Below are 754 nucleotides of genomic sequence, written 5' to 3' on the forward strand. Positions count from 1 at the left end.
ACAAGTCACCAAAGTTGTCTGCAATTTTTATACATGATGCAGACTCGATTTTGCCGGACTCAAATTCCAAGAACACTTGAATGTGTTATTTTGGTGTTTGTCTTAAAGACAAACATTGAGAACTTTACAAACAACAATAAATTGTTGTTTTGTCAGCTTTCCAAATTGTTAAAGAGCTATGTTTCTTCACAAGGAAGTACATTTTCTAAAGACTTTCAGAGTCGAAGATTCTAACCACATACGTCTTACTGAAGTGGTTTGGAATTCCTATCCAAAAATACTTAGAGAATGGTGGGCGATACCGGGCTCGAACCAGTGACCCCCTGCTTGTAAGGCAGGTGCTCTCCCAACTGAGCTAATCGCCCACATAAGTTTTAATTCTTCGTGGAGAAGAATGGTGGGTCGTGCAGGATTCGAACCTGCGACCAATTGATTAAAAGTCAACTGCTCTACCAACTGAGCTAACGACCCAATGGTATCCCGTAGGGGAGTCGAACCCCTGTTACCGCCGTGAAAGGGCGGTGTCCTAGGCCTCTAGACGAACGGGACACTGGATTGAAGAGTTTGGGAACTCTTCTTCTCTTTACTTTATAAACCGTATCAATCTGTGTGGACACTCATCGTGAATAATCATCGTTTAAGGAGGTGATCCAGCGCCAGGTTCCCCTAGCGCTACCTTGTTACGACTTCACCCCAGTCATGAACCACAAAGTGGTAAGCGTCCCCCCGAAGGTTAAACTACCTACTTCTTTTG

At 43.9% G+C, this 754-nt stretch carries 3 tRNA genes and 1 rRNA gene; all 4 read right to left on the reverse strand.

Going from position 1 to position 754, the window contains the following annotated elements:
* Positions 1–289: 289 nt before the first annotated feature.
* Positions 290–365 (reverse strand) — tRNA-Val (locus UF05_RS05190).
* A gap of 30 nt (positions 366–395) precedes the next feature.
* Positions 396–471 (reverse strand) — tRNA-Lys (locus UF05_RS05195).
* A 2-nt stretch (positions 472–473) separates the two neighbouring features.
* Positions 474–549: transfer RNA gene (locus UF05_RS05200), tRNA-Glu, on the reverse strand.
* Positions 550–638: 89 nt separating this feature from the next.
* Positions 639–754: ribosomal RNA gene (locus UF05_RS05205) — 16S ribosomal RNA — on the reverse strand; the annotation flags it as partial.

Origin of the sequence: Vibrio sp. S457-15 (assembly GCF_000960545.1) — a bacterium.
GTDB classification, from domain to species: domain Bacteria; phylum Pseudomonadota; class Gammaproteobacteria; order Enterobacterales; family Vibrionaceae; genus Vibrio; species Vibrio parahaemolyticus.